The organism is Flavobacterium glaciei, assembly GCF_003350545.1.
In the GTDB taxonomy this organism is placed as follows: domain Bacteria; phylum Bacteroidota; class Bacteroidia; order Flavobacteriales; family Flavobacteriaceae; genus Flavobacterium; species Flavobacterium glaciei.
In genome coordinates, this window is record NZ_QQBA01000008.1 from 61,738 (window position 1) to 75,271 (window position 13,534).

At 32.5% G+C, this 13,534-nt stretch carries 13 protein-coding genes; 8 read left to right on the forward strand and 5 right to left on the reverse strand.

Going from position 1 to position 13,534, the window contains the following annotated elements; translation table 11 throughout:
* Positions 1 to 74: 74 nt before the first annotated feature.
* Both DFR66_RS08585 and DFR66_RS08590 read right to left on the reverse strand, forming a co-directional pair.
* Positions 75 to 2,294: a RelA/SpoT family protein gene (locus DFR66_RS08585; RefSeq protein WP_114754505.1), complete on the reverse strand. Its 2,220-nt coding sequence runs from the start codon at positions 2,292 to 2,294 to the stop codon at positions 75 to 77.
* Positions 2,295 to 2,407: 113 nt separating this feature from the next.
* A complete protein-coding gene (locus tag DFR66_RS08590; RefSeq protein WP_114754429.1) occupies positions 2,408 to 3,193 on the reverse strand; it encodes a TrmH family RNA methyltransferase in 786 nt (261 codons plus the stop codon).
* A gap of 162 nt (positions 3,194 to 3,355) precedes the next feature.
* Here DFR66_RS08590 and DFR66_RS08595 point away from each other — a divergent pair, with 162 nt between their 5' ends.
* Genes DFR66_RS08595 through DFR66_RS08615 form a run of 5 tightly spaced genes read left to right on the forward strand, consistent with a single transcriptional unit; the run spans position 3,356 to position 8,295 of the window.
* Positions 3,356 to 3,958 (forward strand): trimeric intracellular cation channel family protein, encoded by a 603-nt coding sequence (locus tag DFR66_RS08595; RefSeq protein ID WP_114754430.1) that lies wholly within the window; start codon positions 3,356 to 3,358, stop codon positions 3,956 to 3,958.
* A 35-nt stretch (positions 3,959 to 3,993) separates the two neighbouring features.
* Positions 3,994 to 4,944: a FemAB family protein gene (locus DFR66_RS08600; protein ID WP_114754431.1), complete on the forward strand. Its 951-nt coding sequence runs from the start codon at positions 3,994 to 3,996 to the stop codon at positions 4,942 to 4,944.
* Complete coding sequence (locus DFR66_RS08605) at positions 4,941 to 6,056, forward strand: DegT/DnrJ/EryC1/StrS family aminotransferase (RefSeq protein ID WP_114754432.1); 1,116 nt, start codon at positions 4,941 to 4,943, stop codon at positions 6,054 to 6,056. Before DFR66_RS08600 ends, DFR66_RS08605 begins: the two co-directional genes overlap by 4 nt.
* Positions 6,057 to 6,059: 3 nt before the next feature.
* A complete protein-coding gene (locus DFR66_RS08610; RefSeq protein ID WP_146841141.1) occupies positions 6,060 to 7,547 on the forward strand; it encodes an oligosaccharide flippase family protein in 1,488 nt (495 codons plus the stop codon).
* On the forward strand, positions 7,540 to 8,295 hold the full coding sequence (locus DFR66_RS08615; protein WP_242008652.1) for an acyltransferase: 756 nt from the start codon (positions 7,540 to 7,542) through the stop codon (positions 8,293 to 8,295). Before DFR66_RS08610 ends, DFR66_RS08615 begins: the two co-directional genes overlap by 8 nt.
* On the opposite strand, the gene DFR66_RS08620 is transcribed toward DFR66_RS08615, so the two are convergent.
* Positions 8,296 to 9,195: a glycosyltransferase gene (locus tag DFR66_RS08620; protein WP_114754434.1), complete on the reverse strand. Its 900-nt coding sequence runs from the start codon at positions 9,193 to 9,195 to the stop codon at positions 8,296 to 8,298. It lies immediately after the preceding gene.
* Positions 9,196 to 9,241: 46 nt separating this feature from the next.
* Here DFR66_RS08620 and DFR66_RS08625 point away from each other — a divergent pair, with 46 nt between their 5' ends.
* The 3 genes from DFR66_RS08625 to DFR66_RS08635 are packed head-to-tail and all read left to right on the forward strand — an operon-like array spanning position 9,242 to position 11,854.
* Entirely contained in the window at positions 9,242 to 10,348 is a 1,107-nt protein-coding gene (locus DFR66_RS08625; RefSeq protein ID WP_114754435.1) for a glycosyltransferase, read from the forward strand.
* A gap of 4 nt (positions 10,349 to 10,352) precedes the next feature.
* The gene (locus tag DFR66_RS08630) at positions 10,353 to 10,757 is read left to right on the forward strand and encodes a sugar 3,4-ketoisomerase (RefSeq protein WP_114754436.1); all 405 of its coding nucleotides are present in this window, start codon (positions 10,353 to 10,355) and stop codon (positions 10,755 to 10,757) included.
* Positions 10,754 to 11,854, forward strand: a complete 1,101-nt coding sequence (locus tag DFR66_RS08635; RefSeq protein ID WP_114754437.1) for a glycosyltransferase family 4 protein — start codon at positions 10,754 to 10,756, stop codon at positions 11,852 to 11,854. Before DFR66_RS08630 ends, DFR66_RS08635 begins: the two co-directional genes overlap by 4 nt.
* Here the strand turns inward: DFR66_RS08635 and DFR66_RS08640 are convergent.
* Positions 11,851 to 12,741, reverse strand: a complete 891-nt coding sequence (locus tag DFR66_RS08640) for a glycosyltransferase family 2 protein (protein WP_114754438.1) — start codon at positions 12,739 to 12,741, stop codon at positions 11,851 to 11,853. The two genes, DFR66_RS08635 and DFR66_RS08640, sit on opposite strands and share 4 nt — an antisense overlap.
* A complete protein-coding gene (locus DFR66_RS08645; RefSeq protein WP_114754439.1) occupies positions 12,741 to 13,424 on the reverse strand; it encodes a cell division ATP-binding protein FtsE in 684 nt (227 codons plus the stop codon). The genes DFR66_RS08640 and DFR66_RS08645 overlap by 1 nt, the downstream gene beginning before the upstream one ends.
* Positions 13,425 to 13,534: the final 110 nt, after the last annotated feature.

A 13,534-nucleotide genomic window follows, 5' to 3' on the forward strand; every position in this document is an offset into this window, starting at 1 on the left:
AAGGTTTGTTTAGTTTCAAGTTTTTTAGTTTCATGTCGTACAAATTGAGATTTGAATCTAAAAACTATTTTTTTCTACGTTTTATAAACCCTTGTTACTTTGTCTATTCCGTCAATTTTTTTGATATTACTGATCATTTTTTTCAAAATCGTATTGTTTTGAACAATTACGGCAACTTGACCATGAAAAATTCCTGCATCGGTACTCAAAGAAATACTCTGAATATTAACATTCATGTTGTTCGAAATTACTTTTGTCAATTGGTTGGTAAGTCCTAAAACATCCATACCAGTAATATTTATAATAGCTTTAAATTCCTCCTGAGAAGAGTCGATCCATTTTGCTGACATGATTCGGTACGCATAATTTGACTGCATACCAATGGCGTTTGGACAATCTTTCTTGTGTACTTTGATACCTTCGTTTATAGTCACAAAACCAAAAACATCATCACCAGGAATAGGGTTGCAGCAAGGCGATAATTTGTAATCGAGTTTATCATGTTCTTTGCCAAAAACAAGCATGTCATAATTGCTACTTATTATTGGTTTGTGGATATCCTCATCAGAAGTGCTTGGCGAGCGTTTCATTTTATTTTTAAAAAAATTAATGAAAGAATTGCTCTTTTGTGCTGCGTAATCTTTAAGTTGCTGGTTTTCAATGGCGCCAATTCCCACTCTGTAAAATAAATCAAGACTTGTTTTCAGTTTGAAAAAATTGACTAATTCATTAATAACTTGTTCACTCAACGTTATTTTTAAATGTTTTAGTTTTCGGGTCAATAGTTCTTTTCCCTCTTCACCGATTTTCTTGGTATTTTCGTTTAAAACATTTTTAATTTTTGTTTTAGCTCTTGAAGTGGTAACATAATCCAGCCAGTTGATGGTTGGTTTTTGATGTTGTGAGGTAATAACTTCAATTTGGTCACCACTTTTTAATTCGAAATTCAAAGGGACTAATTTCCCATTGACGCGAGTTCCTCTGGTTCTAATTCCAATTTCGGAGTGAATGCTGAACGCAAAATCTAATGAAGTTGCACCCTTAGGAAGTGATTTTATTTCACCTTTTGGAGTAAACACAAAGATTTCCTTAGAATATAAATTCATTTTAAAATCTTCAACAAAATCTACTGCATTAGTTTCAGAATTTTCTAAAGCTTCTTTTAATAGATTTAACCAAACATCCAAACCACTTTCTTCGGTGGCACCATTTTTATATTTGTAATGTGCAGCGTATCCTTTTTCGGCAATTTCATCCATGCGTTCGCTTCGAACTTGGACTTCAACCCACCGACCTTTTGGTCCCATAACGGTAATGTGCAGCGCTTCGTAACCGGTTGATTTTGGTGATGATATCCAATCGCGTAACCTACTTGGACTTGGTCTGTAATGATCAGTTACTATAGAATATATTTTCCAAGCAAGAAATTTTTCGTCGTGGGGATTGGACTTATAAACAATTCGCAATGCAAATTTATCATACACTTCATCAAAACTCACGTTTTGAGCCTGCATCTTTCTACGAATAGAATAAATAGATTTTGGGCGTCCTTTTATAATATAATCAACTCCTTCAGCGTCTAATGAGCTTTTTAATACATCAGAAATGTCTTTTATGTAGGCATCCTGTTCCTCTTTGGTTTCTTTTATTTTGCTGACAATTTCATTATATACAGCAGATTCAGTGTATTTTAAACCTAAGTCTTCCAGTTTTGTTTTTATATTATATAAACCTAGTCGATGTGCTAATGGAGCATATATGTATAAAGTCTCTGAAGCAATTTTTGTCTGCTTGTCCTCCTGCATTGATTCCATAGTTTGCATATTATGCAAACGATCAGCTAGCTTTATCAAAATTACTCGTACGTCATCATTCAGTGTAAGAATCATTTTTCTGAAATTCTCTGCTTGTAATGAGGCGTTTAAATCCTTTTGAACCATAGATATTTTTGTTAATCCCTCAACGATTTGAGCCACTTTAGGATTAAATAAATGTTCGATATCTTGTATGGTAGTTGGCGTGTCTTCTACTACATCGTGCAATAATGCAGCTGCTATAGATGTAGCACCCAAACCGATCTCAGAAGCAACAATTTTTGCTACAGCAATGGGGTGAAAAATATAAGCCTCACCTGATTTTCTGCGTTGCTCTTTATGAGCTTCTACTGAAACATCAAATGCTTTTCGGATTAGTTTCTTATCTTCAGGTGTTAAAGTTTGATAACTTATGCGAAGCAATTCTTTATATTCTTGGGCAATTGCCTTGTTTTCTTTTTCTAAATCTATTTCTGTCATAACGGCATTGTTCATTTCCTAAAAATAACTATAAGTTGGGATATATGCAAATGTATCTTTGCATTTTTAAAAGTAAGAAATTAGAGTTTTTTTTTAAATTTGCTTTCAAATACCTAAAACCCTCTTTGCCTTTTGGCTTCAAAAATCAATATGGCTGCGGCAACCGAAACATTCATAGAATCGATTTCTCCTTGCATTGGAATAATAATATTTTGGGTTGCTTCTCTTCTCCATTCTTCCGTCAATCCTGTGGCTTCTGTGCCCACAACTAATGCCGTCGGAGTTGTGTAGTCCTGAGTATGATACGAAGTAGAATTTTGTAAAGTCGCACAATAAAAATTAATGTTTCTTGCTTTCAAAAAAGCAATAATTTCTGATGTGGTTCCAGTTGCAATTTGGTTGGTAAATAAACAACCTACGCTAGAACGCACGATATTAGGATTGTATAAATCACTTTTTGGATTGGCAATAATCACCGCATCTAGATTGGCAGCGTCGGCGGTACGAAGCAAGGCTCCAATATTTCCGGGTTTTTCGGGAGCTTCGGCAACCAGAATCAAAGGGTTTTCAGATAATTTCAAATCGGCTAATTGCATCGATTTGGTTTTGGCTACAGCCAAAATTCCTTCGGTGGTATCACGATACGCCAGTTTTTGATACACTTCTTTGTTGATTTCAATTAGCTCCGCATTTTTTGATAATGTTCTGGCATCCGTTTCGGAACAAATTTCAGGTAAAAACAATAGCGTTTCCATTTCGTAACCGCCCTTGATAGCAATCGAAATTTCGCGTTTTCCTTCCATTAAAAAAGTTCCGGTTTGCTTGCGGGATTTCGCTTTTTCCTGCAATTGGACTAAAGATTTGATATATGGGTTTTGTATCGAAGTAATTTGTTTCAAGACTTTCAACTATTTAATTAGTAACAACAAAGATACATAGAGAAAATCCAGTTTTCTAATCGGATTTGAATATTTATTTAGAAGTAACAGATTCATTATATGTAAGTATTTCTAACTGTTTTCAAGAGTATTTTCTCTATTTTTGTCAAAATCCCAATCTAAATGTTTCACTTACTAGACATCATCGGTACGATGGCTTTTGCCATGTCGGGCGCATTGACAGCCATGAGTAAAAAACTCGATCCATTTGGGGTTTTTATCATTGCATTTGTGACTGCAGTTGGTGGTGGAACCTTGCGAGATATAATGATTGGGCGAACTCCGGTAGGATGGATGCTAGATTTAAAATATGTTTATGTCATAATTATCGGGTTTGTTTTGGCAATACTTTTTCGAAAAAAATTCGACAGATTACGAACTTCCTTGTTTTTATTTGACACGATTGGGTTAGGGGTTTTTACTTTAATAGGTCTTGAAAAAGGAATAAATATTGGACTTCATCCTGTAATTTGCATTGCTTTAGGGACCATGACGGCTTGTTTTGGAGGTGTTATTCGAGATATTTTGTGTACTGAAATCCCTGTTATTTTCAGAAGAGAAATTTATGCTACGATTTGTATTTTGGGCGGGATTGTCTTTTTTCTGCTTCGAAAATTGAATTTTGATAGTGATATTTTATATTTAACGACCTCAATAGTTATCATTTTAGTACGTTTGATGGCTGTGAAATTCAAATGGTATTTGCCTACGTTAGAACATAAATAAAAATTGATTACTTTAACGGAATCTAAAATTTAATAGTGAAAAATTATTCTGTCAAACTATATCGGGAAAGTGATTATGCAAATTGGAATGCCTTTATTGGTCAGGCCAAAAATGCTACTTTTTTATTTCACCGTGATTTTATGGAATACCACAAAGATCGATTCGAGGATTTTTCGTTGATGGTTTATGATAGTGAAAAATTAGTCGCTGTTTTGCCGGCAAATAGAGTTGGAGATATCGTTTATTCCCATCAAGGATTGACCTACGGCGGATTAGTTTATTCATCTAAATTGAATGGAGAAAAAGTAGAAGATATTTTGGATTCTCTTTTGCTTTTTTTAAAAGAAAATGAGGTACAATCATTCTATTTTAAACCTATTCCTTTATTCTATGCTTCAAAAGGCAATGCTGAAATGGAATTTTTTATGCTAAAAAAAGGAGCGTTTTTGGATAAAAAAGAAATGAATTTAGGTATCAATTTATCCCAGCCTTTGTCAATTTCAAAAAGTAAACTAAAACATTTCAGAAAAATTGAAGAACTCGATTTGGAAATGGTCGAAGAGCAGCAATTGGAATCTTTTTGGGAATTAGTTTTAGAACCTAGATTATTGGAAAAATATGATGCTACACCAGTACATAATTTACAAGAAATAACAGCATTAAAAAGTAAATTCCCGAATAATATCAAACAGTTTTCATTGTATTTTGAAGAAGTTATTATTGCAGGAATTACGCTATTCGAAACAGAAACCGTTGTCAAATCGCAATATGGAGCTACTACCAAAAAAGGAGAAGAATTGCGTGCATTGGATTTTTTATTCATTAATTTGATAGAGAAATTCAAGAGTGAAGGCAAACTTTTTTTTGACATGGGAATCGTAAATGAAAACAATGCAAAAGGATATCACGCTGGACTCTTGAAACAAAAAGAAGAACTAGGCTGCTCTGTTTACAGCCAGGATTTTTATAAAATGAATCTTATATGATACCTTTTCTTGATTTAAAAAAAATAAACGAACCGTATGAAACTGCTTTTCAAGAAAAATTGAAAGTGGTTTTAGATACTGGTTGGTATATTTTAGGGAATGAAGTCAAGGAATTCGAGACCAACTTTGCCAACTATTGTGGCACTAACTATTGTATAGGTGTTGGGAATGGTTTTGATGCTTTAGTTTTGATTTTCAAAGGATATATTCAGTTGGGAAAATTGCAAAAAGGAGACGAAGTTATTGTTCCTGCAAACACTTATATTGCCAGTATACTTGCTATTTTACAAGCAGATTTAATTCCTGTTTTGGTCGAGCCAAAGCTGGAAACCTACAATATAAATCCCGAATTAATATCAGAAAAAATCACTTCAAAAACAAAAGCGATTTTGGTCGTTCATCTGTATGGACAATTGGCTGAAATGGATGCAATACATAAAATTGCTGATGCGAATGATTTATTGGTTGTTGAAGATTCGGCTCAGGCTCACGGCGCTTCATTTGAAGAGGGAAGTTTTAACAACCAGAACCTAAAATCCAAAACCCAAGCGTATAGTTTTTATCCAAGTAAAAATTTAGGCGCATTAGGTGATGGCGGTGCAGTTACCACAAATGATTTTGAATTGGCTAAAGTGATTCAATCGCTCAGGAATTATGGTTCGGAAACCAAATATTACAATAATCATGTTGGTATAAATTCAAGATTAGACGAACTTCAAGCGGCTTTCTTGAACGTGAAATTACCGTTTTTAGATACTGAAAATGAAAAGCGCTGCATTATCGCTAAACGTTATTTAACCGAAATTAGAAACGATAAAATAATTCTTCCCACTACTTTATTACGAGGAGTGAAGCAATCTCACGTTTACCATTTGTTTGTCGTTCGAACCCAAAATAGACTTGATTTACAAGACTATTTACATAAAAATGGAGTCCAAACCGTTATTCATTATCCCGTTCCGCCACACAAACAAAAGGCGTTATCGGACTGGGATAATTTTTCTTTTCCAATTACAGAAAAGATACACGATGAAGTACTGAGTTTGCCTATCAGTCCAGTTTTGACTATCGAAGAAGTGAGTCATATTATTGCTATTTTAAATCTATATTAGAGAGTGTCTGATTCTAAAACGTCATATCATCAAATTGTAAAAACGACTTCACTTTTTGGTGGTGTTCAGTTTCTAATGATTATAATTGCTATAATCAGAACAAAACTAATTGCGGTTTTTATAGGTCCTGCAGGCATGGGAATCATAGCTTTATTGAATTCCGCTATTGGAATTATTAGTGGAATTTCAGGATTAGGATTAGAAACAACTGCAATCAAACACATTTCGGCAGATTATAAAAATGAGGATGTAAATACAGTTTCACCTTCCGTTTATGTGATTAAAAAAATAGCATTTGTAACAGGGATTCTGGGAACACTGTTAACTGTAGGGTTTTCCAATTGGCTGAGTATAATTACCTTTGGGAATTCAGATCAAATGTATGCCTTTGTTTTTCTGTCCATTACATTGCTTTTTAAACAATTGACAACTGGTGAATTAGCCGTTTTGCAAGGATTGAGAAAAATGAGATTTTTAGCGAAAGCTAATTTGTATGGAAATATATTCGGCTTATTATTCTCAATTCCGCTCTATTATTTCTATGGAATTGATGCAATTGTGCCTACAATAATTGTTGCTTCGTTATCCGCTTTATTGTTTTCTTTTTATTATTCCAAAAAAGTAAAAATCGAAAGAAAAAATATTTCAAAAGCTCAGTTATTGACCGACGTGAAGCGTATCGTTACCCTAGGATTCATGCTGACACTAAGTGGTTCGCTGACTTTGCTGACTACATATTTAATCCAAATTTATGTTGGAAAACAAGGGAATTTAGAACAAGTGGGGTTTTACAATGCGGGATTTATTTTGTTAAATTCCTATGTAGGCGTAATCTTCACGGTTATGAGCACCGATTATTTTCCAAGACTATCTTCAATATGTGATGAAAACGAAAAAGTCAGAACGAGTGTTATTCAGCAATCGTTCTTTTCGATATTAATTATAACGCCTGTAATTATTTTGTTTTTAACGTTGATTCCGCTTATCGTTAAAATTGTGTTTACACCACAATTTACTGCAATTATTCCGATGGTTTGTTTTGGGATATTGGCCATGTTGTTCAGAGCGGTTTCCTGGTCGATGGGTTATATTTTGATAGCCAAAGGAGATTCTAGTATGTTTCTGAAAACGGCCATAGGTTTCAATGCGATGTCGTTACTTTTAAATGTTTTGGGCTATTATTTTTATGGTTTGGAAGGTCTGGGTTTTAGTTTTGTAGTATATTATATGATTCACTTTTTGGGTTTGAAAATAATAACTAAAAAAAGATATGAATTCTATTTTGATCGCAATTTTTATCAAATATATTTAATTTGTATTTTGATGTGTTTAGCAACTTTTTTGTTTCGATACATCTCAAATCCAATTTTAAAATACAGTTTAATGTCAGTAATGGTTTTGCTTTCCATTGTTTTTGTTGTGTTTCAAATGAATAAAATCATGGAGCTAAAAGCATTGTTCAACGCTATAATTAAGAAAAAGAATGATTGAAATTTTAAAACATAATTATAGAAAAATCAATACGGGATATCAAAAACTTAAAGTTTATTATTCCATAAATTGGACAAAAACGCTATATTTTAATTTTAAAAAATTTCCTTTTAGCGTTGCTAAACAGCTCCCTGTGTTTTTTTATGGAGATGTAAAATTTACTTCAATAGGGGGAAAAATTGAAATTAAAGGCGCGATTAAAAAAGGAATGATTGGTTTTGGACAACCGTATGAAATGAACACTTTGCACAAAGGAATTGCAGAAATAAATATTTTGGGAACGCTCGTTTTTATGGGTCATGTACAATTTGGGAAAGATTATTTTATGTACATTGGCGAGAAAGGATATTGCGAATTTGGGCACATGGCTTCATTAGCTTCTAATGCAAAATTGATTTGTATGGAACGAATTATCTTGGGAAATTACGCTCGTTTTGGTTCGGAATCCCAAATTATAGATACTAATTTTCATCAAATGATGGATACTCAAACCGGAGAAAAGTTCAAACTCACGGCTCCTATTTTTATTGGGAATTACAATTATGCATCCAGCAGAGTGACTGTGCTTCAAGGTACTACAACGCCAGATTTTTGTACAATAGCATCGAATACTTTGTGCAATGCAGATTATACATCTTTTGGCTCTAATATTTTAATTGGAGGCATTCCTGCAAAATTCTTAAAAGATTCTATTTCCAGAGATTGGGAAGGAGAGAAAGCAGCATTAGATAATTATATGATGATGTAATTATGCAATTAGCATACGGAATCTGAGCTTGATTTCAAGCAAAATATACTTTCCTAATAAGGTGTAGTTTGTAGTTTTATGGTTTAAAATGATTTCGAAATGAATGCGTTTTAACAACGCTTGATCCTCTTTTTTTGTTCTGTTTAGCTTAATTGCCTTTTTTATAATCAAATAAGTAGATTGATTTATTTTTCTGGCTCTAGCATCATTCTCTATAAAAAAATGGGTTCCTAAAGAGTTATCCACTATCCTTTTTCGAATTAAAATTTCATCAATAAAGTCAAAATCGTAAATCAGGGAAGCGCGAATCCATAAATCCAAATCTTCGTAAGCAAGCGTTTCATCGTAACCATTTAAATGGTCAAATACGGATTTTTTTACCATTGATGAAACTGAACACATGCAGTCGCCACCAGAAAGTACTGACTTATAAATGTCTCCCGTTGCACGCGGTTTTATTACTTTTTTAAAACGGTCTACGGGAAAATAATAAGAGTTAAATATTCCTTTTTCAGAAATTAATTCTGCATTTCCATAAACAACACCTAGATTTTTGTAAGTTGTATTTTTGAATGCATTCATTTGCGAAGTAACACAATTAGACACTAAAACATCATCTGCAGCTAAATCAATGATATATTCACCTTTGGCTTTACTCAATGCTTTATTAAACGATTTTGTACTTCCTAAATTAGTTTTATTTGCAATAAATTGGATTTTTGGGAAATCAAGCAGCCATTTTTCGATTACAGCTTTTGAATTATCCGAACTGTAATCATCAACAATAATTAGCTCTATTTCCTTATAGTCTTGATTAGTTACTGAACATAAACTCTCAAAGACGTATTCTTCCTGATTGTAACACAAGCAAATAATGGTAACCAATGGATTGTCTTGCATATTTTTTTAAAAGAGTTATATTTGATACGAAAATAACAAATCGATAATGATTTTGCCTAACAAAAAAATTAAAATTGCTTTAATTGGTTATCGATTAAGTCATGGTGGAGCTGAAAAAGTAATGGCTGTCTTGTCGCAGTTTTTTGAGGAAAAAGGAATAGAAATTCATAATATTATTGTTCTCGATGAGGTTTCTTATACTTATGCAGGGAAATTAGTCAATTTAGGCAAGATGAAAAATACGACTAATGGACTTTTTAATAAATGGAATCGATTAGTTTTTCTTAAAAAATATCTTGACGAAAATCAATTCGATTTTATTATAGATTTCAGATTTAGGATAAAACCCATTCAAGAAGTATTAATAGCAAAATGGCTTTATAAAACGAATACCATATACACAGTTCACAGTTTTTTGATAGATCATTACATGCCAAATTGGCCTTTACTCAGCCGTTTCATGTACGGAGATTGTTATAAAGTTATAAGTATTTCGGATGAATCTAAAGCATTGATTGAGCAAAAACACCAGCTGAAAAATGTTGCTAGAATTTACAATCCAATTGATATTGAAGATATTGCATTACAAAGTCAAGAGGGAAATGTACTTCCGTTTGATTATATTATTGGCGTAGGCCAAATGGAAAAAAACATCAAGCAATTTGATAAACTGATTGAAGCTTACTCTAATTCAGTATTGCCACAAAACAATATTCACTTGGTTTTTTTGGGTGATGGTGAACTCAAAAAAATGCTGCAAAACTTAGCCAAGAAAAGAAAAATAGAAGAAAAAGTTCATTTCTTAGGATTTCAGAACAATCCTTTTAGGTATTTGAAAAACGCTAAATTCTTAGTTTTAAGTAGTCTAAATGAAGGTTTACCCACCGTTATTTTAGAATCACTAGCTTGCGGAACTCCAGTTGTTGCATTTGATTGTTCATCAGGTCCCAGTGAAATGATTCAGCACAGAGAAAATGGATTACTAGTCGAAAATCAGAATGTTGAAAAACTTTCGGAAGCAATGGATTTATTTATTGAAGACCAAAATTTATATCGATATTGCAAACAAAATGCGTTGCAAAGTGTGCAATCTTTTTCTGTTTCAGTTATCGGAAAACAATGGCTGGATTTGATGAAAATCAGTTTAAAATAGTATTATGACAACTTTAAAAGACATACAATTACTTAAAATCCCCGTTGTAGAAGATACTCGTGGGAATTTAGCTTTTATTCAAGAAGATGTATTGCCGTTTGAATTCAAGCGAGTGTACTATCTTTTTGATGTGCCAAGTAATTCTTTTCGAGGTGGTCATTCACACACTAATCAAAGCGAAGTCCTTATTGCTTTAAGCGGAAGTTTTGAAGTTGTGCTAAACGACGGAACCGAAAAAAAATCATTTCTTTTAAACAAACCAAATGTTGGATTACTGATACCAACAGGCATTTGGAGAGAATTGCAAAATTTTTCTTCAGGAGCTGTATGTTTGGTTTTGGCTTCGGATGTTTTTAAAGAAGATGATTATATCAGAGATTTTGATAAATTTTTGGAATCTAAAAAATGAAACTACTTTATATAGTTCCTAACATAAATAATGAAGGCGGAGTTGCCAGAGTACTCTCGGTAAAAACTAATTATCTGGTTGAAAAATTAGGATATGAAGTGCATATTCTGACTCAAAACGAGGGCTTTCAGCCTTTGTTTTATTCTTTTAATTCAAGTATTGTTTTTCATGATATCCTTTTAAAAGGTAACGTTTTCCAGTTTTTTAATTCGTTTTCCAATGGGTTAAAAACTAAAATTAAAACTATCCAACCCGATATAATTATTGTTTGCGATAATGGTTTAAAAGCATATTCAATTCCTTTTATTTTAAAAAATAAAATCCCTCTTGTTCTGGAAATGCACAGTTCTAAGTTTATAGAAGAAATAGATTTAAGAATTGATATCTTATCCAAAGTTGTATCAAAGTGTATTTATGCTTTAAAAAAAGTAGGAATAAAAAAATATGATCGATTTGTTGTTTTAACGCAAGAAAGCATTTCTGAATGGAATATAAAAAACACCATTGTTATTCCAAATCCCTTATGGTTCGCTGCAGAAAAATCGAGTGCTTTAGAAAATAAAAGAGTTATTGCTGTAGGACGACATACTTATGAAAAAGGTTTTGACAGATTGTTGCAAATTTGGAAAAAAGTCGTTCAAAAACACCCAGATTGGATATTGGAAATTTATGGAAAATCTGCTGGAAAAGTTGATTTACGATTGTTAGCCGCAAACCTGAATATTTCGGAGAATATAATTTTTCATGAACCGGTTCAAAATATTATCAAAAAATATTCAGAAGCTTCCTTTTATGTAATGACATCTCGATTTGAAGCTTTCGGAATGGTTCTAATTGAAGCAATGGCTTGCGGATTACCTTGCGTCGCATACGATTGTCCGTGTGGACCAAGAGCAATAATTGCTGATAACCAAGACGGTTTTTTGATTGAAAATGGCAACGAATCCAATTATGTAAGAGCAATTGAAACTCTGATTGAAAATGCAACATTAAGAGGAGAAATGGGAAAAAAGGCAAAATTATCCAGCGAAAAATACAATATTGAAACGATTATGGAAACTTGGAATCAACTTTTCAATGGTATCAAAAAAAATTAATTTTTCTGTTTTATTGAACATAAATATCCTATTCGAAACCAATTAAAAAGAAATAAATTAGGACTCTTTCCAGTTAAATTTTGCCATAGATAGTGCTCAAAAGCAGAATGTATTTTTGAAAAAATATATTTGATTTTTGTTCTTTTTAAAAATTGATAGAGTTGAAGCAGCCGTACAAATTCAATATCAATTTTTTCTTCTTCGTATAATAAAATCAAATTTTCTAAGGACTCTTTGGTTTTGTTCAAATAAACTAAATTGGTATCAATGTCTCCATGTTCTACAGGATTTTCAATATGATTTATTTTTACTTGTAATAGACTTAATTGATAGGAGAGTTGTGTGTCATCATGACCGTATTTTTTTATGTCTTTGTCAAATTTTACTTTGTTGAAACAGTCTTTTTTGATTAAAGTATTATTAAAAAGTAACGATTGATAATTTTTTTTCTTGCGATTTAATGCGGATTTGTCCTCAATAAATCTACCATATTTCCAGCGTAGTTTTTGATTCTCAGAAGGGCATTTTTTAGGATGCAGTCTTCCGCCATAAACCACATCAAAATCCTGTAGATTGTCAATGTATTTTTTTATAAAATTGTCATGGATTATGATAGAGTCTCCATCGATAAAAAGTAAATAATCAAATTTTGCTTGCTCAGCAAGGGAGTTTCTGTTTCCTCGATGTGCCAGATTTTCTTTTAAAGAAACAAAACTGCAATTAGATAATACATTTACTTTTTCATTATATACATTCAAACTTGATTGTGAAGCGTCATCTTGACATAAAATTTCAAAATCTATAATGCAATCCATACATTGTTTGTGCAACTCTACCACAAGTGGGTAAACATTGTAATTGTATAGAGGAACAAGAATAGAAAGCATTACACTGTTCTCTGAACAACTTCAAAGATTTTTGCATCTTCACATTTCAAAGTTTTCGAAGGGAATTTCATCAATAATGCATAATCATGTGTGGCCATAATGATGGTTTTTCCGTTAGCATTGATGCTTTTTAATACTTCTAAAACTTCGCCACTAGTTTGTGGGTCAAGGTTTCCCGTAGGTTCATCTGCAAGGATTAATTCAGGATCGTTAAGCAAAGCACGAGCGATAGCTACCCGTTGTTGTTCTCCTCCAGAAAGTTGATGTGGCATTTTTTTGCCAAAATCTCTCATTCCAACTTTTGCTAAAACTTCGTCAATCTTATTTTGCATTTCTGCGTTGTTTGTCCAGCCAGTTGCTTTAAGTACAAAAAACATATTGTCATTTACACTTCGGTCTGGAAGTAATTTGAAATCCTGAAAAACGATTCCAATTTTTCTTCTCAAAAACGGAATGTCATCTTCTTTTAGTGTGGCTAAGTTAAATTCTACAACACTTCCTTCTCCCTCAGTCAAAGGTAAATCAGCATATAGAGTTTTCATTAAACTACTTTTTCCGGAGCCTGTTTTCCCAATGATGTAAAGGAATTCACCATGTTTTACCTCTAAGTTTACCTCTGTTAAGATAGATTTTCCTTCTTGATAAATAGTTACATTTTTTAAAGACAGTACGGATTGTGACATAATTTGCATTTGTTTATTGGGTAAAAGTAATAAGATAACGCTTCTATTCAAAATAAATTCTATTCTATTAGGAAGAATTTAAAAAATTACAAACATTACTAAAAACTCGG